The following is a 22,337-nucleotide window of genomic DNA, read 5'->3' as shown; positions in this document are numbered from 1 at the left end:
ATGAGCTCCGGGGCCCGAAAACCGCCGCCTCAGATCGCGCTGAAGATCAGGCGCATTCTGGGCGGCAAGGCAGGCTGGAACGGCGTCGCCGTCCAGTTTGCCTTCGCGGCGATCCTGGGCTGGATCGGCTACGAGATCGTCTCCAACGCCCGCGCCAATCTCGAGAATCAGCACATCGCCGCCGGTTTCGGCTTCCTCAGGAATAATGCCGGATTCGACGTCAATCAGACGCTGATCTCCTATACCGGCTCGGACACGTTCCTGCGCGTCTTCGTGGTCGGTCTGCTCAACACGCTCGTGGTCTCGGTGGTGGGCATCGTCTTCGCCACGTTGATCGGCTTCATCGTCGCGCTCTGCCGGCTGTCGCCCAACTGGCTGTTGGCGCGCGTGGGCGAGATCTATGTCGAGATCATCCGCAACCTGCCGCTGCTGTTCCAGATCCTGTTCTGGTACCTCGCGGTGCTCGCGGCCTTGCCCAATCCGCGGCAGAGCATTTCACTGTTCGGCGTTGCCTTCATCAGCAATCGCGGCCTCGTCATTCCCAGCCCGATCGGCCAGAGCGGCCTCGAGCCGTTCATGGCGATGTTGGCGCTCGGCATCGTCGGGGCACTGGCCTTGCGCTTCTATGCCCGTCGCGCGCTGTTTCAGCGGGGGCAGGTGATCCGGATCTGGCCCTATGTCTTGGGCCTGCTGTTTGGTCTGCCGCTCGCTACGGCGCTGGTATCAGGTTTGCCGTTCACCTTCGAGCTGCCGCAGCTGAAGGGTTTCAATTTCGCCGGTGGCTCTCGCATCATCCCGGAGTTCGTGGCGCTGACGCTGGCGCTGGCGACCTATACGGCCGCCTTCATTGCCGAGATCGTGCGCGCCGGCATCCTGTCCGTCCACAAGGGGCAGATGGAGGCGGGGGCCTCGCTGGGCCTCAGCCGCGGCACCACGCTCCGGCTGATCGTCGTGCCGCAGGCCATGCGCGTCATCGTGCCGCCGCTGACCAACCAGTACCTCAATCTCACCAAGAACTCGTCGCTGGCGGTCGCGATCGGCTATCCCGACCTCGTCTCCGTGTTCGCCGGCACGTCGCTGAGCCAGACCGGGCAGGCGATCGAGATCATCGCCATGACGATGGGCATCTATCTCCTGATCTCACTGCTCACCAGCGCTGTCATGAGCGTCTATGGATGGCGCGTCAGCCGGAGTCTGGGCGCATGAGTGATATCGCCTCGAGCAGCTTCGTCCGCCAGGACCTCCTCGCCGAGCGTCCGGCGCCGGTGAAGACCACGGGCTTCGTCGGGCTGATGCGGACGCGCCTGTTCAACTCGCCGACCAACATCCTGCTCACGATCGTGGGCGCCCTGCTGCTGTGGTTCACCATCGTTCCCTCCGTCAGGTTCCTGATGGTGGATGCGGTGTGGAGTGGCAAGGACCGCACGGCATGCCTCACGGAGAACGCCGGCTTTGTGGTCGGCGCCTGCTGGCCCTACATCCAGGCCAAGCTGCCGCAATTGATCTACGGTTTCTATCCCGAGGCCGAGCGCTGGCGGGTCAATCTCTCGTTCATCCTGGCTGCGGTTCTGCTGGTACCGCTGCTCGTGCCGCGCCTGCCGGCGAAGGGGCTGAATGCCAGCCTGTTCTTCATCGCGTTTCCGGTGGTCGCGTTCTTCCTGCTGCACGGCGGCGGCATCAAGGGCTTCGGCCTGAGCTGGACGGCCGACCTGCTGCAGCTGTTCGACGATAGCATCGTCAACGCCGGACAGGCTCTCCTCAATCTCAGCAAGACCTCGGCCATCGCACCGCTCTTCTGGATCCTCGGCAATTTCATCGTGCTGGTCGGCACGGTGATCTATTGGCTGATCTTTCCGTTGACCCTGCTGCGTGACCAGCTCCAGGCAACGGGCCAATCGGTCTGGACTGATTTCACCATCACGGCCGCGGTCGTCTCGCTGATCGCCTTCGTTCTCGGCGGCGGCATTCGCACCGGATGGCGCGCGCTCGGATCGAGCGTCGCCACCTTCATCGCCATCGCCGCCGTCATCAAGTTGATGGGGCTCGATCACGGCGGATTGCCCATTGTGGCAACAAATCTGTGGGGCGGCCTGCTGGTGACGCTGGTGGTCTCCGTCACCGGCATCGTCACCTCGCTGCCGATCGGCATCGCGCTGGCGCTGGGCCGTCGCTCCACCATTCCGCTGATCCGGATCTTCTCGATCGCCTTCATCGAATTCTGGCGCGGCGTGCCGCTGATCACCGTGCTGTTCTTCGCCACCTACATGCTGCCGCTGTTCCTGCCGGGCAATTTCACCGTCGACGGTCTCGTCCGCGCGTTGATCGGCATTTCGCTGTTCACGGGCGCCTACCAGGCTGAGAACGTCCGCGGCGGGCTCGCCGCGATCCCGCGCGGGCAGGGCGAGGCGGCCGCAGCCCTGGGACTGTCCTGGTGGAAGACGACCTCGCTGATCGTGCTGCCGCAGGCGCTGCGTCACGTCATTCCGAACCTCGTCAACAGCTTCATCTCGCTGTTCAAGGACACTTCGCTGGTCTCGATCGTGGCGCTGTTCGACCTGTTGGGTTCGTTACGGGCTTCGTTCTCGGATCCGAAATGGTCGACGCCTTCGACCGCGTTCACCGGCTTCGCCTTTGCGGGGATCATCTACTTCATCTTCTGCTTTGGAATGTCGCGCTATTCGCTGTTCGTCGAGCATCGTCTCAATGCCCACCGCCGCAACTGATCGAGCCCATCATGTCTGACCCCATCGTCAGGATTTCCGGCCTCAACAAATGGTACGGCGATTTTCACGTGCTGCGCGACATCGACCTCGCCGTCGAGAAGGGCGAGCGCATCGTGATCTGCGGGCCCTCTGGCTCCGGCAAGTCGACGCTGATCCGCTGCATCAACGCGCTCGAGGAATTCCAGGAGGGCGAGATCGTCGTGGACGGGATCGAGCTCGGGCCCAACCTCAAGCACGTCGACGCCGTGCGCCGCGAAGTCGGCATGGTGTTCCAGAGCTTCAATCTATTCCCGCACCTGACCGTGCTGGACAATTGCACGCTGGCGCCGATCTGGGTGCGTAACATTCCGAAGAAGGACGCCGAGGAGACCGCGATGAAGTTCCTGGAGCGGGTCAAGATCCCGCACCAGGCCAACAAGTTTCCGGGGCAGATGTCCGGCGGCCAGCAGCAGCGCGTCGCGATCGCGCGGGCCTTGACGATGAATCCGAAGGTCATGCTGTTCGACGAGCCCACCTCGGCACTCGACCCCGAGATGGTCAAGGAGGTGCTGGATACCATGGTGGACCTCGCCGGGGAGGGCATGACCATGCTGGTCGTCACCCACGAAATGGGCTTTGCCCGTGAGGTCGCCAATCGCGTGGTGTTCATGGACGCCGGGCAGATCATCGAGGCCAACACCCCGAACGAGTTCTTTGCTGCGCCTCGGCACGCCCGCACAAAACTGTTCCTGAGCCAGATTTTGCGGTGACCGCCCGCAACCCGGTGGCCTCGCCGGTCTGACCGGCCCGCCAGCTTGGCACCATCCGAATCAGCTTTGCGTCTTTTCGGGCCATCCTCCGGAGAGAGACCTTGCAAAGCAGTGTCGGCGCGCGCGCCTACCAGAATGCACGACTAGCGAAGAAATTGAGGAAGCAGGCGGACGCGGTCCTGTCTTTCGCGATCGAAGCGCTCGGGCAGGGCAGATTTGCGGAGGCCGAGACGCTCTGCCGCGAGATCTTGAATGAGGTTCCGGATCATTTCCATGCCACGCACCTGCTCGGCCTGCGCGCCTATGAGTGCGGCCGGCTCGAGGAGGCACAACAGCTGTTCGAGCGCGCGATTGCGCTCGATCCGCGCTCGCCCGACGCCCACGGCAATCTCGGGGCCGTGTATTTCGATCTGCAGAAATTCCAGGACGCCCGCGCATGCCAGGAGAAGGCCATTGCGCTGAAGCCGAATTGTCCGATCACCCTGACCAATCTCGGCAATACGCTGCTGAACGTCGGTCTCGGCGAGCAGGCGATCGGGCTGCACGAACGCGCGATCAGGTTGCGACCGGACTATGCCGACGCATTCTGCAATCGTGGCATGGCGGAGCTGATGATCGGCCGGTTCGCGCCCGCCAAGGAGAGTTTCGATCGCGCCCTCCTGTTTCAGCCGCGGCACGCCGAAGCGCTGGCCGGCAAGGGCATGGTGTGTATCGAGCTCCGGCACTATTCGGAGGCTGAAGCCGCCCTCGCAGCGGGCCTCGCGATCAAGCCGGGTTCACCGAGGATCCTGGCGCAGCGCGGCCGGCTCAATTTCGATCTGTACCGGCTGGAGCAGGCGGCCGTGGACTTCGATGCGGCGCTGGTGCAAGCGCCTCGGCTCGAGCTTGCGTTGCGCGGGAAAGCGCAAGTCAATCTTCTGTTGGGGAACACGACCCAGGCGATTGCCGCCGTCAAGACCCTGCTCGAGGACAATCCGCGGTCCGATTACGCGATCGTGCTGCTCGGCGCCTGCTATGCGAACCAGGGAGACGTCGCGACGGCGCTCGCGCATCTCGACGCGGCGCTCGAGATCTCGCCGGATTATGCCGATGCCATCGCACGCAAGATCTTCATCCTGGATTATCTGCCGGAGGCCGGTTTCGCGGTCCAGCAGGCCGCGCGAAAATCCTGGTGGGATGCGATCGGTGCCAGACTGCCGCAACGGACATTGCCACCCCGGCAGCTCGATCCGGACAGGCGAATCGTGGTCGGCTATGTCGCGTCGGAGTTCAGGAACCATTCGGCAGCGTTCGCCCTGCTACCGGTGCTGCGCCATCATGATCGCACGAGGTTCGAGATCGTCTGCTATTCCTGCTGGCCGTTGCAGGACGAGATCACCGAAAGATTCAAGCCTCTCGCCGACGTTTGGGTCGACGCCGCGCAGCTTTCGGACGACGAACTGGCCGATCGGATCCAGGCCGACAAGATCGATATTCTGATCGACGTGTCGGGGCACACGGCAGGCAACAGGCTCCCTGTCTTCGCCCGGAAGCCAGCCCCGATCCAGGTCACGGGTTTTGGGCACGCCACGGGGACCGGCCTTCAGACCATGGACTACGTGCTCGCGGATCCGATCTTCATTCCGCAATCGGAGCGCCATCTGCTGGCCGAAAAGGTTCATGATCTGCCGTGCCTGATCACGATCGATCCGATCCTGGATGTGCCGCCTTCGGAGCTTCCCATGCTCCGGAACGGCCATGTGACCTTCGGCGTGTTCAACCGCATCTACAAGATATCGGATGAGGCAATCCGGGTGTGGTCGAAAGTGATGCGTGAGGTCGCGGGCTCGAAGATCGTCGTCAAGCATGGCCTGCTCGACGATCCCTTGCTGTGCGACGGCCTCATCGCGCGGTTCCTGGCCCAGGGCATTGCCGAAGAGAATATCACCTGCCTCGGCTCGACCTCGCGCCACGAGCATCTGCTGGCTTTTGCGAAAGTCGACATATCCCTCGATACCTTCCCGCAAAATGGCGGCATCAGCACCTGGGAATCCCTCTATGCGGGCGTTCCGGTCGTCGCCAAGCTCGGCAACGGCGCCTCGTCGCGCGCCGGTGGCTCCATCGTGGCGGCCGTCGGCCTCGGCGAGTGGGTCGCCGACGATGATGAGGGGTATGCCGCGATCGCATGCAAATACGCGGCGCAGCCCGCCCATCTGGCGAAGTTGCGCGCCGGTCTGCCGGCTCGGATCGCAGCCTCGCCTGCCGGCAACGTCGAACTCTACACGCGTGAGGTCGAAGCGGCCTATCGCCGGTTCTGGCACGATCATTGTGCCGCCGCGGCAGGCGGCGAGGTGGCGTAGGCAGGTCCGGGGCCCCCGGGAGATCCCGGGGGTGATGCTGGTCCGGTGACCGGCCGGCCGGGCGCGCGAATCAGCTAGACTCTGCCCAGGGCATCCTCCGGAGAGACAGCTTGCAGAACAGCGGCGGCGGCGCGCGCGCATTCCAGAACGCGCGATTGCAGAAGAAATTGATGAAGCAGGCCGACGCCGTCATCGCCGCTGCGGCGAACGCCTATGGTCAGGGCCGGTATGCCGAGACCGAGGCGCTGTGCCACGAGATCCTGAAGGCCCTTCCGGATCATGTCGATGCCACGCACCTGCTCGGCATGTGTGCCCACGACGGCCGCCGCCTCGAAGAGGCGCAGCAGCTGCTCGAGCGCGTGATCGCACTCGATCCGCGCTCGCACGATGCCCATAACAACCTCGCGACCGTGCATTTCGACCTCGGCAATTACCAGGAGGCGCGGCGGTGCCAGGAGAGGGCGATCGCGCTGAAGCCGAATTTCGTGGTCGCGCTGACCAATCTCGGCAACACGCTGATGCATCTCGGGCTATACGGGCAGGCGATCGAGCTGCACGAGCGCGCCATCAAATTGAAGCCGGACTACGCCGATGCGTTCTGCAATCGCGGCATGGTCGAGATATTGCTTGGACAGGTCGAGCGCGCCAAGGAAAGTTTCGATCGCGCTTTGCTGTTCCAGCCGCGTCACGCGGAGGCCATCGTCGGCAGCGGCATGGTCAGCATGGAGCTCCGGCACCACGAAGAAGCCGCAGCCAAGTTTGCCATGGCGCTGGCGATCAAACCCGGCGCGCCGAGGATTTTGGCCCAGCGGGGACGGCTCAGCTACGAGCTGCAGCGCCTGGAGCCGGCGCTTGCGGATTTCGAGGCGGCGCTCGCGGTTTCGCCCAAGCTCGAACTCGCCCTACGAGGGAAGGCGCAGGTCTGCCTCGTCATGGGAAAGACCGCGCCGGCGATCGCGGCCGCAACGGCCTTGATCGAGCAAAATCCGCGCTCCGAAATCGGATTGGCGCTGATGGGTTTCGCCTTCTCGACCCAGGGAGAGATGGACACTGCGATCGAATATCTCGATCGCGCGTTGGCGGTCCGGCCGGACTACGGGGATGCAATCAGGGGGAAAATCTTCTTGCAGGACTACCGGCCCGAGGCCGATTTCACGGTCCAGCAGGCGGTGCGAAAATCCTGGTGGGACGCGATCGGCTCCAAGCTGCCACAACGGACGCTGCCGAAGCGGCCGCTCGATCCGGAAAAGCGCATCGTGGTCGGCTATGTCGCCGCCGAATTCCGGCAGCACTCGGCGGGACTCACGCTGCTTCCGGTGCTACGCAATCATGATCACGCCAAGTTTGAGATCATCTGCTACTATTCCTGGCCCGGAGCGGATGAGTACACGGCCAAGTTCAAGGAGCTGGCGGACGTCTGGGTTGACGCCTGGGGGCTCTCGGACGACGAACTCGCCGACCGCATTCAGGCTGACAATGTCGACATCCTCATCGACGTTTCGGGCCACACGACCGGCAACAGGCTGCAGTGTTTCGCGCGGAAGCCGGCCCCGATCCAGGCCACCGGCTTCGGACACGCGACCGGCACGGGCATGCAGACCATGGACTACGTGCTCGCCGATCCCATTTTCATTCCGCCATCGGTCCGGCATTTGTTTGCCGAGAAGATCTACGATCTACCGTGTCTGATCACGATGGAGCCCGTCACCAATCTGCAGCCGTCCGAGCTGCCGATGCTCCGCAATGGCTACGTCACCTTCGGCGTGTTCAACCGAATCTACAAGATCTCGGACGATGCGATCCGTGTGTGGTCGCGCATCATGCGGGAGGTGCCGGGATCGAAGATCGTCCTCAAGCACGGTTTGCTCGATGACGCCCTGCTGCGCGATAGCCTGGTCGCACGGTTCATCGCGCAGGGCATTGCGGAGGAGGACATCACGTGCCTCGGCACCACCTCGCGCGACGATCACCTGAAGGCCTTTGACAAGATCGACATTTCCCTCGACACGTTCCCGCAGAATGGCGGCATCAGTACCTGGGAATCCCTCTACAAGGGCGTTCCCGTCGTCGCCAAGCTCGGTATCGGCGCTTCCTCGCGTGCCGGCGCCTCGATCGTGGCTGCCGTCGGCCTGGGTGACTGGGTCGCCGAGGACGACGACGGCTATGTCGAGATCGCCCGCAAGTTTGCCTCACAGCCAGAGCATCTGGCGAAGTTGCGCGCGGGTTTGCCGGCGCAGATCGCAGCCTCGCCCGCCGGCAATGTCGAGATCTACACGCGCGAGCTCGAAGCAGGTTACCGCCAGTTCTGGCGCGACTATTGCGCTGCCGCCGCGGAATGCGGCGAGGTCGCGTAGGCGGGGCAAGCGCACCAAGCGATTCCTCGGCCGGATATTGCGGTGAGCCCCGGAATATCCCGGAGGGAACTCCGGCCCCGCCGAGCGGCCGGCTTGACGCACGAATCAGCTAGACTCGCCCCCAGACCATCTTCCGGAGAGACACCTTGCAGAGCAGCGCCGGCGCGCGCGCATTCCAGAATGCGCGATTGCAGAAGAAATTGAAGAAGCAGGCCGACGCCATCATCTCCGCCGCGGCGAGCGCCTATGGCCAGGGCAGATATGCGGAGAGCGAGGCGCTCTGCCGCCAGATCGTGCAAGCCGTTCCGGATCATTTTGACGCCACGCATTTCCTCGGCCTTAGCGTGCAACAGCTCGGGCGCCTCGATGAGGCGCAACAGCTGCTCGAGCGCGCGGTCGCGATCGATCCGCGTTCGCACGAGGCCCATAACAATCTCGCCGCCGTGCACTTCGTGCTTCAGAAATTCGAGGCCGCCCGCGCGTGTCAGGAGAAGGCGATCGCGCTGAAGCCGAACTTTGCGCCGGCTCTCGCCGGCCTCGGCAATACCTTGCTCCAGATGAACCTGCCGGGGCAGGCCATCGAACTCTACGATCGCGCGATCAAGCTGAAGCCCGATTATGCCGATGCGCTCTGCAATCGTGGCCTCGCCGAGCTGGCGCTGGGCCAGTTCGACCGGGCCAGGCAGAGCTTCGAGCGCGCCCTGTTGTTTCAGCCGCGTCACGCAGAGGCGCTCGTCGGCAAAGGCGTGGTGAACATCGAGCTGAAGCACTACGACGAGGCGGAAGCCGCGCTCGCAGCGGCGCTCGCGATCAGGCCCGGTTCGGCCAAGGCCCACGCGCACCGCGGCCGGCTCAATTTTGCGCTGTCGCGGCCGGAACAGGCGGCCGCGAATTTTGATGCGGCACTTGCGCTTTCACCCAGGCTCGAAGTGGCCTTGCGGGGGAAGACGGAAGTTTCGCTGAGCATGGGGAATACCGCGCAGGCGATCCTGACCTGCACGGCACTGCTCGAGGAAAATCCGCGCTCGGCGATCGCGCTCGCGCTGCTGAGTGCCTGTTTTGCGAACCAGGGAGAGATCGCAGCCGCGATCGAGCATCTCGACGCCGCCCTGGCGATCGCGCCGGGCGAGCCGGACCTGATCGCGCGGAAGATCTACTTTCTGGACTTTCTCTCCGACGCGGATTTCGCGATCCAGCAGGCGGCACGCAAATCCTGGTGGGATGCGATCGGCGCCAGATTGCCGCAAAGGAAGCTCGCACCCCGGCAGTTCGATCCCGACAGGCGGATCGTGGTCGGATATGTGTCCGCCGAGTTCTGGTATCACTCGGCGGCGTTCGGTCTGTTACCGGTGCTGCGTCATCACGATCGCGCCCAATTCGAGATCGTCTGCTATTCGTGCTCGCCGACGCGAGACGAGATGACCGTCAAATTCAAATCGTTGGCGGACGTCTGGGTCGACGCCTCGCAACTCTCGGACGAGGAGCTGGCCGATCGCATTGAAGCCGACAAGGTCGATATCCTGATCGACATATCAGGGCATACCACCGGCAACAGGCTTCCTGTGTTTGCCCGCAAGCCGGCTCCGATCCAGGTCACGGGTTTTGGGCACGCCACGGGGACCGGCCTGCAGACGATGGACTACGTGCTCGCGGACCCGATCTTCATTCCGGAATCCGCCCGCCACCTGCTGGCCGAAAAGGTTCATGATCTGCCGTGCCTGATCACGACTGATCCCATCCTTGATGTGCCCGCTTCGGAGCTTCCGATGCTCCGCAACGGCCATGTGACCTTCGGCGTGTTCAATCGCATCTCCAAGATCTCGGATGATGCCATCCTCGTGTGGGCGAAGGTGATGCGCGAGGTCAGCGGATCGAAGATCATCATCAAGCATACGCTGCTTGACGATCCGCTGGTGCGAGACGGTCTTCTCGCACGTTTCGTGGCGCAGGGAATCGCCGAGCAGAACATCACGTGCCTCGGCTCGTCCCAGCGCGCCGAGCATCTGCGGGCCTTTGCGAACGTCGACATCTCCCTAGACACTTTCCCGCAAAACGGCGGCGTCAGCACCTGGGAATCCCTCTATGCGGGCGTTCCGGTCGTCGCCAAGCTCGGCCACGGCGCCTCGTCGCGCGCCGGCGGCTCCATCGTGGCTGCAATCGGTCTCGGTGACTGGGTCGCCGACGATGACGAGGGGTATGCCGCGATCGCATGCAAATACGCGGCGCAGCCCGCGCATCTGGCAAAGTTGCGCGCAGATCTGCCGGCTCGGATCGCAGCTTCGCCGGCCGGCAACGTCGAGATTTACACGCGCAAGGTCGAGGAGGGTTATCGACGGTTCTGGCGCGACCGTTGTGCCGCAGCCTCGGAACGCGGCGAGGGTGCGTAGACAGGCCGGACCACGCGGTCCTTGTGGACGCGCGTCCTCGACGCCAGGGGGCGTGTGACGATCACACCAACGGTGGCTTGATGTTGCTGCGCTTCTCCAGCCACTCCGGCACCGGCAGGTTCTTGGCGCGCATGAAATCCGCGTTGAACAGCTTCGACTGATAGCGGCTGCCGGAATCGCACAGCACGGTGACGATCGTCTTGCCGGGCCCGAGCTGCTTGGCGAGACGCATCGCGCCCACGATGTTGATGCCGGTCGAGCCGCCGAGGCACAGGCCCTCGTGCTGGAGCAGCTCGTAGATGGCGCTGACGGCTTCGGCGTCGGGAATGAGATAAGCGTCGTCGACCTTGGCCGTCTCGACGATCGCGGTCGCGCGGTTGAGGCCGATGCCTTCCGTGATCGAGCCGCCCGGCGTTGCCTTGGCATCACCGGTCCTGAAATATTCGTACATACCGGCGCCGTGCGGATCGGCGCAGGCGATGCGGATGTTCTTGTTCTTCTCTTTCAGATAGCGGCTGGTGCCGGCGAGCGTGCCGCCGCTGCCGACCGAGCAGACGAAGCCGTCGACCTTGCCGCCGGTCTGCTCCCAGATCTCGGGCCCCGTGGACTCGTAGTGCGCCTTGGCGTTGTCGAGGTTGTTCCACTGGTCCGCGAACAGCACACCATTGGGCTCGGTCTTGCGCAGCTCTTCCGCAAGTCGGCGGCCGACATGCTGGTAGTTGTTGGGGTTGGCGTAGGGCAGGGCGGGCACTTCGATCAGCTCGGCGCCGCACAGCTTCAAGAAATCCTTCTTTTCCTGGCTTTGCGTCTCCGGGATCACGATCAGCGTGCGGTAGCCGCGAGCACTCGCCACGACCGCGAGCCCGATGCCGGTATTGCCGGCGGTTGCCTCCACCACGAGACCACCGGGCTTGAGTTCGCCGCGTTTCTCGGCCTCCAGGATCATCCATTTGCCGGCGCGGTCTTTGACCGATTGGCCGGGATTCATGAACTCGGCCTTGCCGAGAATGGTGCAGCCGGTCAGTTCCGAGGCGCGCTTCAGCTTGATCAGCGGGGTGTTGCCGATGGCTTCGACAACGTCGTTTCGAATGGTCATGTCAGGAAAATCGCTATCAAGGGGTTGATCTGGTTGGCCAGAACCTAGTGCTTGGGAGGGCAAAGGGGAAGGCTTTTGCGCTGCGGCGAAACCGGCTGAAGCACCTGTCCAAACAGGGATATTATCGTGTAGCGTGGCCGGCGATTGATGCGCTTGGCTGCGCGGCGGAACATCACTAGGAGGAAATGACTGAACGCCGTCACGGCACGGAAGATAAGGGTCGTCACCAGCCACTTCACGAGCGCATTTTTCCAGGAGCTGGTCTGGACGATATCTGGGGACGCGGATGTTGGGGGCGCGACCGAGCCGAGGCCTCACGGAGCGCCGCCGCCAGATCGGAAAGCCCCGATGCCGGTGTGGCAGCATTATCACATGAAATCTTGGTAAGCTTGTTCACGCCTCCCGATGTTTTGGGAATGAAAGAAGTCTCTGCGAGACAGGGACATTCGGCATTTTGATCGATCCGCTCGAGGTTCGTTGGCGCGGCCATCTCGCAACTGCGGGACTGTCGCGCTGTTCCGCGCCCAGCTAGTATCGATATCGAGGTTCCGTAGAAAGCATCACGTTGTGAATGAGTTGTCCAAAGCCCCCCGATTGTCCCGCCGCGAATCGGTTAATCCGGTTGCGCGGCGGCTTGATCTGCCCGGCGGGGGGTGGATGTGACACAGGATGTTCCGGCGATCGCCATGCGGCGGTCCGTAGGTTCTGCATCCAGGACGCTGCGCGCGGCGCGCTGGCTCGCGGTATTGTGCCTCGCCGCCGGCTCGGGCGCGTGCGTGCTGACCCAGGACCTTCCCGATCCCGCCCTCGACGTTCCCTCGCACTACAAATACGCGGGCAAGGGCGATGCGCCGCCGTCCTTGGATTGGTGGCGTGGCTTCCGCTCCGCGGAGCTGACGCAGCTGATGGAAGAGGCGCAGACCGTCAATCTCGACATCGCCGCCGCCGTCTCGCGCATCGTCCAGGCTGACGCCCAGGCGCGGCAGGCGGGCGCCGCGCTGCTGCCCAGCGTATCGACGGGCGGATCGGAAACCTATTCGCGCACCTCGGGCGCAAGCTCCTCGGGTCTGTCCATCGGCGGACGCGAGGTCGTCAACTATTCGGCTTCGTTGAGCGCGAGCTATCAGCTCGACTTCTGGGGCCAGAACCGCGCCGCGCTGCAAACGGCCGAGGAAACGGCCAACGCCAACCGCTTCGATCGCGACACCGTCGCACTGACGACGCTGGCCGCCGTTGCCAACGCCTATTTCCAGGTTCTGGCCTCTCAGGATCGCATCAGGACGTCACAGCGCAACATCGCCAGCGCCCAGCGCATCCTCGACGCCGTCAGGGAGCGGCGCAAGGCCGGCACCGGCACGGATCTCGACGTCGCCCAGCAGGAAAGCGTGCTTGCCAACCAGAAGGCCCTGGTGCCGCCGCTGCGCCAGACGCTGGACCAGAACGTCAACGCGCTCGCGGTGCTGGTCTCGCGCCCGCCGGAGAGCGTGCGCGTGCACGGCGGCTCGCTCGACCGGGTCGCGATCCCGCGCGTGACGCCCGGCCTGCCGTCGGAGCTGCTGACGCAGCGGCCGGACATCCGCCGGCAGGAGGCGCAGCTTGCGTCCGCGACCGCCAACATCGGTAACGCCCGCGCGCAGTTCTTTCCGACCATCCAGCTCACCGGCAATGGCGGCTACCAGAGCGCGGCGCTGGTCTCGCTGTTCCAGCCGCACGCCGCCTTCTTCCAACTCGTCGGCAGCGCCACGCAGCCGATCTTCGACGGCGGCAGGATCCTCGGCAATTTCGAGCTTGCCAAGGCGCGGCAGGACGAGTTGCTCCAGACTTACCGCAAGACCATCGTCCAGGCTTTTGCCGACGTCGACAACGCACTGTTCTCGATCAAGCAGACCACGATCAGGCTGCAATTGCAGCGCGACGTCGTTGTCGCCTCGCGACGCGCCTTCGATCTCTCAGAGCAGCAACTGCGCGCCGGCACCGCCGACATCGTGACCGTGCTCAACACCCAACTGACCCTGTTCCAGGCGGAAGACGCGCTGTGGCAGGCCCAACTCGCACGGCTTCTCGCCGTCGTCAGCCTGTACCAGGCGCTCGGCGGCGGCTGGGAGCCGCGAATGGAGAAACCGGTCAATGCTCTTTAAGCCGGATACGAAGCAGGGCACGGAAGAGGGGACGGCGAAAAAATCGCGCGGCCGCGGCTTCGTCATGACCTTGGTCACGCTCGCCATCCTTGGTGGCCTCGGCTATCTCGGCTGGATCGCCACGCACCAGCAGCAGGCCAACAACCGCAACCAGCGGCCCGATCTGCCGGTACCCGTGCTGGCGGCGAGCCCGCGGGTCCAGGATGTTCCGGTCTATCTCGACGGCGTCGGCGCGATCCGCGCACTCAACACCGTGACCGTGCGCTCGCAGGTCGACGGCAAGCTGATCGCGGTCAACTTCACCGAAGGACAGGACGTCAAGAAGGGTGACGTGCTCGGCGAGATCGATCCCGCGATCTATCAGGCCCAGTACGACCAAGCCGTGGCCAAGAAGGCCCAGGATCAGGCCCAGCTCGCCAATCAGCGCATCGACCTTGCGCGCTATGAGCAGCTCGCCGCCTCCAATGCCGGCTCCAAGCAGCAGGCGGATACCCAGCGTGCGCTGGTCGCGCAGACCGAGGCGCTGGTCAAGGCCGACCAGGCCGCGATCGACAATGCGGCGGCAACGCTGAGCTACACCAAGATTGTGGCGCCGATCTCGGGCCGCGCCGGCCTGCGCCAGGTGGACCAGGGCAACATCGTCCACGCCTCCGACATCACGGGCCTCGTCGTGATCACGCAGCTACAGCCGATCGCGGTGTGGTTCAGCCTGCCGCAGCAACAGATCATGCGCGTCAATGCGGCCGCGGCGAAGGGTACGCTCGCCGTCGACGTGTTCGGCAATGACGGCATCACCGTGATCGACACCGGCAAGCTCACCGGCATCGACAACCAGGTCGACCAGACCACCGGCACGCTCAAGCTCAAGGCGGAATTTCCCAACGCCAACTACCAGCTTTGGCCGGGCCAGTTCGTCAACGTCCGCCTCAAGGTCGAAACCCTGATGCAGGCACTGGTGGTGCCGACGTCAGCCGTGCAGCGCGGTCCGATGGGCACTTTCAGCTATGTCATCGGGGAGGGCAACGTCGCCTCGGCCAAGCCCGTCACGGTGACCCAGCAGAACGAACATGACGCCGTGATCGCCAGCGGCCTGTCACCCGGCGACAAGGTCGTCACAACGGGCTTTGCCAATCTGTCCGATGGCTCCAAGGTGATCATCGGCCGCGACGACCAGACCCCGTCCGCGGATCTCGCGCCGCGCAAGCGCTCGCGGGGGCCTGACGCTCAGAAGAAGGACGGTGCCAAGGAAGGGCAGAAGGAAGACCAGAAGGACGGACGGGGCAGGGACGGCGAGTTCCGGGCCAAGCGGAGCAACAGCGAAGGCGACCAGAAGGGACAGACCGGACCGGCTCCAGGACCTGCACCAGGACCTGCACCAAGCCCGGGGGCATCGGGATCTGGAGCCAAGCAGCCATGATCCCGACAACAGCCGCTTGACGCGGCAGGCAGATCCCATGGGTGTTTCCGAACCCTTCATCCGACGGCCCATCGCAACCTCGCTGCTCGGCATCGCGCTCTTGATCGGCGGGCTGCTCGGTTATTTCGCGCTGCCGGTCTCGGCGCTGCCGCAGGTCGATTTCCCGACCGTACAGGTGACGACGCAGCTTCCGGGCGCCAGCCCCGACGTGATCGCCTCGCTGATCACCGCACCGCTCGAGCGGCAGCTCGGGCAGATCCCGTCGCTCTCGGCGATGAACTCGACGAGCTCGTTCGGCGTCAGCCAGATCTCACTGCAGTTCGATCTCAATCGCGACATCGACGGCGCCACCCAGGATGTGCAGGCTGCGATCAACGCGGCGGCCGGCGTCTTGCCAAAGACGCTGCCGTATCCTCCGATCTACGCCAAGGTGAATCCGGCGGACGCGCCGGTGATGACGCTGGCGCTGCGCTCCGAAACCATTTCGCTGCGGGCGATGAGCGACATCGCCGACACGCTTCTGGCGCAACGGCTGAGCCAGATATCCGGCGTCGGGCGCGTCTCGGTGCTCGGCGGGCTGAAGCCGGCCGTGCGCATCCAGGCCGATCTGGCGCGGCTCGCCGCCTACGGCATCGCCATGGAAGATCTGCGCGCCGCAATTGCCAGTGCCAATGTCTCCGGGCCGAAGGGCTCGCTCGACGGCGCGCAGCAATCCTACATCATCGCGGCCAACGACCAGATCGCCGCGGCCGACGCCTACAAGCCCGTCATCATCGCCTACCGCAACGGCTCGCCTGTCACCATCGCCGATGTCGCGCAGATCGTCGACGGCCTGGAGAACGATCGCACCGGCGGCTGGTACCAGGGCACGCCGGCCGTCATCATCGACATCCAGCGCCAGCCCGGCGCCAACGTCATCGACGTCGTCAGCCAGATCCGCGCGGAAATCCCAAAAGTTCAGCGCGCGATCCCGGCCGGCGTGAACCTCACGATCGTCTCCGACCGCACCGTCACTATCCGCGCCTCGGTGCGCGACGTGCAGTTCACGCTCGTCCTTGCCGTGGTGCTGGTGACGCTGGTGGTGCTGCTGTTCCTGCGCTCGCTACGCGCCACCCTGATCGCGGGCGTGGCGCTACCGCTGTCGTTGATCACAAGCTTCGGCGTCATGTATTTTGCCGGCTTCAGCCTCGACAATCTGTCGCTGATGGCGCTCACGATCGGGACCGGCTTCGTCGTCGACGACGCCATCGTCATGATCGAGAACATCGTCCGACACATGGAGAACGGCGACGGCCCGATGGAAGCATCGCTCAAGGGCGCCAGCGAAATCGGCTTCACCGTGATCTCGCTGACGGTCTCGCTGATCGCGGTGTTCATCCCGCTGCTGTTCATGTCGGGTCTCGTCGGCCGCATGTTCCGCGAATTCGCGCTGACCTTGACCATCGCCGTCGTCACCTCGGCCGTGGTCTCGCTGACGCTGACGCCGATGATGTGCTCGCGGCTGCTCAAGCACACCCATGAGGAGCTGGCGGTGCCGGGCCTCGCGGCGATCAGCCGCTTCATCGACCGCACCGTCGAGGCCTATCATCGGACGCTGCTATGGGTGCTGGAACGCCAGCGCGCCACCTTGGTCGTGACTTTCGCCACGCTGGTAGCGACTCTGGTGCTCTATGTCGTCGCGCCAAAAGGCTTCCTGCCGCTGCAGGACACCGCCTCGATCACGGCGGTGACGGAGGCGGGGCCCGACGTGTCGTTCGCGGAGATGCAGAGGCGGCAGGCCGAGGTTTCCGACGCCATCCAGGCCGACCCTGATGTGACTGGCGTGGTCTCGGTCATTGGCGCAGGCTCGGTCAACCCGACCACCAATGTCGGGCGTCTTGTCATGACGCTGAAACCGCGCGGGGAACGGCGCGACGATGTGAGCGTGGTGATCACTCGGCTGAAGCAGCGGGTATCAGGCATCCCCGGCATGGCCGTCTATTTCCAGCCGGTGCAGGACGTGCAGATCTCGACCCAGTCGAGCCGCTCGCAATACCAGTACACGCTGACCGGCACCGATGCGACGCTGGTGTCGGAATGGGCGCGCAAGCTCGTCGCGGAGATGCGGCGCGATCCCCTGTTCCGCGACGTCTCCTCCGAGGCGCAGGAGGGCGGTCTGCGAGCGCAACTCGACGTCGATCGCACCCGCGCGGGCCAGCTCGGCGTCAGCCTCCAGGCCATCACCGACACGCTCAATGACGCCTTCGCGCAGCGGCAGATCTCGACGATCTACGGCCAGGCCAACCAGTACCGCGTGGTGCTGGAAGCGCTGCCGATGTACCAGCGCGATCCCTCGATCCTGTCCAAGCTCTATCTGCCGGGCGCTGCGAGCACCACCGCCGGCGCGCCCAACGCCCAGGTGCCGCTGTCGGCCGTGGCGACGCTGAAGCGCACCACTGCGCCGCTCGCGATTTCGCACCAGGCGCAGTTCCCCTCGGTATCGCTCAGCTTCAACCTCGCGCCGGGCGCCGCGCTCGGCGATGCCGTCGAGGCCGTGAAGACGATCGAGACCAGGATCGGGATGCCCAACAGCATCGTCGGCGTCTATGCCGGCGATGCCGCCGAATTCGCCAAGGCGCTCGCCGGCCAGCCCTGGCTGCTGCTTGCCGCCGTGATCACGATCTACATCGTGCTCGGCGTGCTCTATGAAAGCTACATCCACCCGATCACCATTCTGTCGACGCTGCCCTCGGCCGGCGTTGGCGCGATCCTGGCGCTGATGTTGTGTGGGCAGGACCTCTCGGTGATCGGTCTGATCGGCATCATCCTGCTGATGGGCATCGTCAAGAAGAACGCGATCATGATGATCGACTTCGCGCTCGAGGCCGAGCGCGGGCGGGGGATGTCGCCGCACGAGGCGATCGTGCAGGCATGCCTGCTGCGTTTCCGCCCCATCATGATGACGACGCTGGCGGCGCTGTTCGGTGCGCTGCCGCTGGCGATCGAGAGCGGCACCGGCGCCGAGCTGCGCTTTCCGCTCGGCATCTCCATCATCGGCGGCCTGCTGCTGAGCCAACTCCTGACGCTCTACACCACGCCCGTGATCTACCTCGCGCTCGACCGCATCAACCGCCGCCTCGAGCAGGCGCTGCCGCCGGCCGAATCCGGCGGTCCGCCCGTTGCGGGCGCGACCGAGGGGATGCAGTGATGGTATCGATCTCGGAGCCCTTCATCCGGCGCCCGGTCGCGACCACGCTGCTGTCGATCGGGCTGTTCCTTCTGGGTGTGGTCGCCTACAAGTTCCTGCCAGTTGCCTCGGTCCCGAACGTCGATTTTCCCGCCATCTTCGTCTCGGCCAGCCGGCCCGGCGCCGACCCGTCGGTGATGGCGGCGACGGTGGCCTCGCCATTGGAGCGGCGGCTGGGCGAGATCGCCGGCGTCAACCAGATCACTTCGACCTCGACGCTCGGCACAACCAGCATCCAGCTCCAGTTCGACATCGGGCGCAACATCGACAAGGCCGCGCGCGACGTGCAGGCGGCGATCAACGCCGCGATGATCGACCTGCCGAGCGACCTGCCGACGCTGCCGCGCTTCCGCAAGGCCAATCCCGCCGGCGCGCCCGTCTTCGTGCTGGCGCTGACCTCGAAGACGCTGTCCGCCAGCGCAATTTACGACGTCGCCGACACGGTGCTGGCGCAGCGCATCTCGCAGGTGCCCGGTGTCGGCGATGTCACGGTGTCAGGCGCCGACCAGCCGGCCGTGCGGGTCCAGCTCAACCCCGTCGCGCTGTCGAACGCCGGTATCGCCACCGACGACGTCAGGACCGCGATCGTCAACGCCAACCCGCTCGGTCCCGTCGGCATCTTCAACGGCGAGCGCCAGAGCGAGACGCTGGCGCTCAACAAGCAGATGCGCACGGCGAAAGAGTTCCGCGACATCGTCATCAAGAGCTCTGGCGGCAATTTCGTGCGCCTGTCCGACGTCGCCGACATCGAGGATTCGGTCCGCAACGCGCGCTCGATTGCCTGGTTCAACAAGCAGCCGGCGGTGCTGATCCAGATCACCAAGCAGGGCGATGCCAACGTCATCGACACCGTCGACAGGGTGAAGGCGCTGATCCCCGAGCTCAGGCAATGGATTCCGGCCGGCGTCGAGATCTCGACCCTGGTCGACCGCACCGGCACGATCCGCGCCAGCGTGATGGACATGCAATGGACATTGCTGGCGACCGCGGTCCTGGTGATGGTCGTGGTGTTCGTGTTCCTGCGCAGGCTGACGCCGACGATCGCGGCCGGCATATCGGTGCCGCTGGCGCTGGCCGGCACCTGCGCCGGCATGTGGCTCGCGGGCTTCTCGATCGACAATCTCTCGCTGATGGCGCTCGCGATCTCGGTCGGCTTCGTGGTCGACGACGCCATCGTCATGATCGAGAACATGTACCGCAATCTCGAGCAAGGCATGCGGCCGTTCCGGGCCGCGCAGGAGGGCGCCAAGCAGATCGGATTCACGGTGGTCTCGATCAGCCTGTCGCTGATCGCGGCGTTCACGCCGCTGATCTTCATGGACGGCATCGTCGGCCGCCTCTTGCGCGAATTCTCGCTGACGCTGACCTTCGCCATCCTGGTTTCGACGCTGGTGTCGCTCACGGTGACGCCGATGATTTGCGCCCATTACATCCGCCAGACCACGTCCAGCACGGCGACCCTGTTCGATCGGCTGATCGAGGGCTCGCTGTCGCGCATCGTCGCGCTCTACACCCGTAGTTTGCGCACCGTGCTGGAGTTCCCGCTGCTGACGCTGCTGGTGTTCTTCGCCACCATCGGCCTCACCGTGACGCTCTACATCAAGGTCCCCAAGGGCTATTTCCCGACCGACGATTCCGGGTTCATCATCGGTGCGACACGCGCCTCGGCAGATATTTCGTTCCAGTCGATGCTTGGCCTCCAGCAACGCCTCGCCGACATCGTGATGCAGGATCCGGCGGTCGCCGGCATCGGCTCGACCGTCGGCAGCGGAGGCGGGCCGGGGGGAGCGACCTCGAACCGCGGCACCATGTTCATCAGTCTGAAGCCGCCTGAGGAGCGCCATCACGTTTCGACCCAGGTCGTGATCGACCGGCTCAGGCGCGCGTTGTACCCCGTGCCCGGCATCCGTCTCTTCATGTTCGCAGCCCAGGACGTCCGCGCCGGCGGGCGCCAGAGCGATTCCGATTACCAGTACACGCTGACCAGCACCGACCTCAGTCTGCTGCAGAAATGGGCGCCGATCGTCGCCAAGCGCATGGAGAGCGTCGAGGGGATCACCGACATCTCCAGCGACCGCGATCCCGGCGGGCTTCAACTGACCTTGGCGATCGACCGCCAGAAGGCCTCGGCCCTCGGCGTCAGGGTGCAGGACATCGACAACGCGCTGAACAACGCCTTCTCGCAGAGGCAGATCTCGATCATCTACACCCAGCGCAACCAGTACATGACCGTGCTGGAGATCGATCCGAAATTCCAGGTCGATCCCTCCAACCTCGAGCGCATCTATGTCGCGGGCGCGGGCGATGCCCAGGTGCCGCTGTCGGCCGTGGTGCACGCGACGCGTGGCCTTGCCGCGCTCGCGGTCTATCACTCGCAGTCGTTCCCCTCGACGACGGTGTCGTTCAACCTGCTGCCGGACGTGCAGCTCCAGGCGGCGACGCAGAACATCCAGCGGGCGGTGGAGGAGCTGCACATGCCGGAGGGCATCCGCGGCAGCTTCGACGGCAATGCCGGCGATTTCGCCAAGACCAGCGGCCGCCAACCGCTTCTGATCCTCGGTGCGCTGGTGGCGATGTATATCGTGCTCGGGGTACTCTACGAAAGTCTTGCCCATCCACTCACGATCATCTCGACGTTGCCCTCCGCCGGGCTCGGTGCGCTGCTCGCCCTGCAGCTCACCAACACGCCGCTGACCGTGATCGCCTTCGTCGGCATCATCCTCTTGATCGGCATCGTCAAGAAGAACGGCATCATGATGGTCGATTTCGCGCTCGACGCCGAACGCCAGCGCGGCCTGTCCTCGGCGGAGGCGATCTTCGAGGCCTGCCAGGCGCGCTTCCGCCCGATCCTGATGACGACCATGGCGGCGTTGTTCGCCGGCATTCCGCTCGTGGTGGCGACCGGCCCCGGCACGGAGCTGCGCCGTCCGCTCGGTATCACCATCATCGGCGGCCTGTTCGTCTCGCAGATCCTGACGCTCTACACCACGCCCGTGATCTACCTCCTGATCGACCGCCTGCGGCGGCGGTCCGCGCCGCGCCCGCTGGCTGCGCCCGCGGAATAGGTTGTTGAAGCGCCGCATCAAGCGTATAGCGGCGCCCATGTCGAACCCACCAGATACCGCCGCCGATCCGATCCCCGAGTGCCCGCATTGCCAGAAGCCGATGCCGCTGTGCATCTGCGACAGCGTCACGCCGATTGAAAATCGGCTGTCGCTCCTGATCCTCCAGCATCCGCAGGAGCAGGACAGGGCGCTCGGCACCGCGCGCCTGCTCGCCAGGCATTTCCCCGATGCCACGGTGCGGGTCGGCCTGTCCTGGCCGAGCCTGTCCAAGGCGTTGGGGCGGCCGATCGAGAATGCCTCACACTGGGCCGTGCTCTATCTCGGCTCGGCACGCGCCGCCGATCTCGAAGCCGAGGGGGAGATCGTCGCGCTCAACCGCAAGGGCCAGGTTGCGGACAACCAACGCGCGATCCTCGGCAAGCTCGAAGGCGTGGTGCTGCTCGACGGCACATGGAGCCAGGCCAAGGCGCTGTGGTGGCGCAATCCCTGGATGCTGAAGTGCCAGCGCGTGATCCTCAACCCGGCGCACCCCTCTCGCTATGGGCGCCTGCGCCGCGAGCCGCGCAGCGACGGGCTCTCGACCATCGAGGCCGCGGCGACGATACTCGCCGGCCTCGAGCGGCGTCCCGACATCGCCGACACGCTGCATGCGAGTTTTGAACGGCTGTTGGCACGCTACCGCGAGGTCCAGGCCGAGATGCCGGAACTGGCGCCCAAACCCGCCCCGAAGGGCCGGCGCGACTTCCGGCGGCGCAAACGAGCCTGACTTCGCCCCGCTTGATCTGTACGGTTGATTGCCCCGCGAAGCGCGGGCATTTTGAGGCCATCCGTCGAAACGGGTCG

Annotated in this window: 12 protein-coding genes; 11 read left to right on the top strand and 1 reads right to left on the bottom strand. The window is 64.9% G+C overall.

Translation table 11 applies throughout. The features are described from left to right. The 6 genes from ACFDR6_RS11920 (at position 1) to ACFDR6_RS11895 (ending at position 10,552) form a co-directional block, all read left to right on the top strand. Entirely contained in the window at positions 1 to 1,206 is a 1,206-nt protein-coding gene (locus ACFDR6_RS11920; protein WP_375858370.1) for an amino acid ABC transporter permease, read from the top strand. Beyond that, positions 1,203 to 2,723, top strand: a complete 1,521-nt coding sequence (locus ACFDR6_RS11915) for an amino acid ABC transporter permease (protein WP_375858369.1) — start codon at positions 1,203 to 1,205, stop codon at positions 2,721 to 2,723. The genes ACFDR6_RS11920 and ACFDR6_RS11915 overlap by 4 nt, the downstream gene beginning before the upstream one ends. 11 nt (positions 2,724 to 2,734) lie before the next feature. Next, positions 2,735 to 3,472, top strand: a complete 738-nt coding sequence (locus ACFDR6_RS11910) for an amino acid ABC transporter ATP-binding protein (protein WP_249153263.1) — start codon at positions 2,735 to 2,737, stop codon at positions 3,470 to 3,472. 101 nt (positions 3,473 to 3,573) lie between these two features. Then, complete coding sequence (locus ACFDR6_RS11905; RefSeq protein WP_375858367.1) at positions 3,574 to 5,811, top strand: O-linked N-acetylglucosamine transferase, SPINDLY family protein; 2,238 nt, start codon at positions 3,574 to 3,576, stop codon at positions 5,809 to 5,811. A 110-nt stretch (positions 5,812 to 5,921) separates the two neighbouring features. Beyond that, complete coding sequence (locus ACFDR6_RS11900) at positions 5,922 to 8,165, top strand: O-linked N-acetylglucosamine transferase family protein (protein ID WP_375858366.1); 2,244 nt, start codon at positions 5,922 to 5,924, stop codon at positions 8,163 to 8,165. 146 nt (positions 8,166 to 8,311) lie between these two features. After that, entirely contained in the window at positions 8,312 to 10,552 is a 2,241-nt protein-coding gene (locus tag ACFDR6_RS11895; protein ID WP_375858365.1) for an O-linked N-acetylglucosamine transferase, SPINDLY family protein, read from the top strand. Between the two features lie 61 nt (positions 10,553 to 10,613). Here ACFDR6_RS11895 and ACFDR6_RS11890 read toward each other — a convergent pair whose 3' ends face one another. Beyond that, positions 10,614 to 11,648, bottom strand: coding sequence for a cysteine synthase A (locus tag ACFDR6_RS11890; protein ID WP_375858364.1), 1,035 nt, complete (start codon positions 11,646 to 11,648; stop codon positions 10,614 to 10,616). Positions 11,649 to 12,334: 686 nt separating this feature from the next. On the opposite strand from ACFDR6_RS11890, the gene ACFDR6_RS11885 reads away from it, so the two are divergent. Genes ACFDR6_RS11885 through ACFDR6_RS11865 form a run of 5 tightly spaced genes read left to right on the top strand, consistent with a single transcriptional unit; the run spans position 12,335 to position 22,260 of the window. Next, positions 12,335 to 13,786 (top strand): efflux transporter outer membrane subunit, encoded by a 1,452-nt coding sequence (locus ACFDR6_RS11885; protein ID WP_249153264.1) that lies wholly within the window; start codon positions 12,335 to 12,337, stop codon positions 13,784 to 13,786. Next, entirely contained in the window at positions 13,776 to 15,203 is a 1,428-nt protein-coding gene (locus ACFDR6_RS11880) for an efflux RND transporter periplasmic adaptor subunit (protein WP_375858362.1), read from the top strand. Before ACFDR6_RS11885 ends, ACFDR6_RS11880 begins: the two co-directional genes overlap by 11 nt. Positions 15,204 to 15,240: 37 nt before the next feature. Beyond that, complete coding sequence (locus tag ACFDR6_RS11875; protein WP_375858361.1) at positions 15,241 to 18,390, top strand: efflux RND transporter permease subunit; 3,150 nt, start codon at positions 15,241 to 15,243, stop codon at positions 18,388 to 18,390. Continuing rightward, a complete protein-coding gene (locus ACFDR6_RS11870) occupies positions 18,390 to 21,494 on the top strand; it encodes an efflux RND transporter permease subunit (protein ID WP_375858360.1) in 3,105 nt (1,034 codons plus the stop codon). Before ACFDR6_RS11875 ends, ACFDR6_RS11870 begins: the two co-directional genes overlap by 1 nt. A gap of 37 nt (positions 21,495 to 21,531) precedes the next feature. Next, the gene (locus ACFDR6_RS11865) at positions 21,532 to 22,260 is read left to right on the top strand and encodes a tRNA-uridine aminocarboxypropyltransferase (RefSeq protein WP_375858359.1); all 729 of its coding nucleotides are present in this window, start codon (positions 21,532 to 21,534) and stop codon (positions 22,258 to 22,260) included. Positions 22,261 to 22,337: the final 77 nt, after the last annotated feature.

It is taken from the genome of Bradyrhizobium tunisiense, from assembly GCF_042263385.1.
Taxonomy (GTDB): domain Bacteria; phylum Pseudomonadota; class Alphaproteobacteria; order Rhizobiales; family Xanthobacteraceae; genus Bradyrhizobium; species Bradyrhizobium tunisiense.
Note: the sequence above shows the minus strand (reverse complement) of the source record. Positions and strands in the feature narration are given on the sequence as shown.

What these genes read in the sequence shown, in the direction of transcription:
- ACFDR6_RS11920 (WP_375858370.1), top strand. Translation starts at nt 1, where the DNA reads ATGAGCTCCGGGGCCCGAAAACCGCCGCCTCAGATCGCGCTGAAGATC.
- ACFDR6_RS11915 (WP_375858369.1), top strand. Translation starts at nt 1,203, where the DNA reads ATGAGTGATATCGCCTCGAGCAGCTTCGTCCGCCAGGACCTCCTCGCC.
- ACFDR6_RS11910 (WP_249153263.1), top strand. Translation starts at nt 2,735, where the DNA reads ATGTCTGACCCCATCGTCAGGATTTCCGGCCTCAACAAATGGTACGGC.
- ACFDR6_RS11890 (WP_375858364.1), bottom strand. Translation starts at nt 11,648, where the DNA reads ATGACCATTCGAAACGACGTTGTCGAAGCCATCGGCAACACCCCGCTG.
- ACFDR6_RS11885 (WP_249153264.1), top strand. Translation starts at nt 12,335, where the DNA reads ATGCGGCGGTCCGTAGGTTCTGCATCCAGGACGCTGCGCGCGGCGCGC.
- ACFDR6_RS11880 (WP_375858362.1), top strand. Translation starts at nt 13,776, where the DNA reads ATGCTCTTTAAGCCGGATACGAAGCAGGGCACGGAAGAGGGGACGGCG.
- ACFDR6_RS11875 (WP_375858361.1), top strand. Translation starts at nt 15,241, where the DNA reads ATGGGTGTTTCCGAACCCTTCATCCGACGGCCCATCGCAACCTCGCTG.
- ACFDR6_RS11870 (WP_375858360.1), top strand. Translation starts at nt 18,390, where the DNA reads ATGGTATCGATCTCGGAGCCCTTCATCCGGCGCCCGGTCGCGACCACG.
- ACFDR6_RS11865 (WP_375858359.1), top strand. Translation starts at nt 21,532, where the DNA reads ATGTCGAACCCACCAGATACCGCCGCCGATCCGATCCCCGAGTGCCCG.